Raw genomic sequence first — 525 nt, 5'->3', positions numbered from 1 at the left:
GTGATGGGCGCTACCGCAGCCAGTTCGAAACGGGAACGTCCAATGGCGGCCTGACTGCCCATGAGGATGGGGACAGATGGCGCTGGGAGAGCCGACTCTTCCGGGGGCGTTACGACGGCGCTGCGCATAGCGAGCGTCCGGTGTACGGGGCCCTGAACTTCGCTGACGACCCTTACGGCGGATCCGTCCGGTTCGGATCGGCACACCTGCGGCTTCGCGAGGAGGTCATGGATCGATGCACGTTCTGCTTTCCCGATTCGGTCTTCGAACCCGATGCTGTCACCGGATCGGGTGAGGTCGACGACCTGATCCGCTTGGCACATGCGAGTGAGCTGGACCACCTGGATCGATATGTCGAGGCACATGTCCACGGTCAGGTATGCATCGCGCGCGACGTCGAGGCTGTCGTGCTCGACCCCTGCTATCAGGGCACAGATGTCGAACGAGCAGCCGAGAGATTCGACTGCCCTGTCGAATGGCACCCCGGCTTCGCTACCGCCACTGCATCACTGGACCCGAGCTACC

At 63.2% G+C, this 525-nt stretch carries 1 protein-coding gene; it reads left to right on the top strand.

The window, feature by feature from the left end:
* Positions 1 to 50 precede the first annotated feature (50 nt).
* A partial coding sequence (locus tag FJR00_RS15550; protein WP_238330547.1) for a DUF3626 domain-containing protein occupies positions 51 to 525 on the top strand: 475 nt, incomplete at its 3' end.

Origin of the sequence: Ornithinimicrobium kibberense (assembly GCF_006519705.1) — a bacterium.
Lineage (GTDB): Bacteria > Actinomycetota > Actinomycetes > Actinomycetales > Dermatophilaceae > Ornithinicoccus > Ornithinicoccus kibberensis.
Note: the sequence above shows the minus strand (reverse complement) of the source record. Positions and strands in the feature narration are given on the sequence as shown.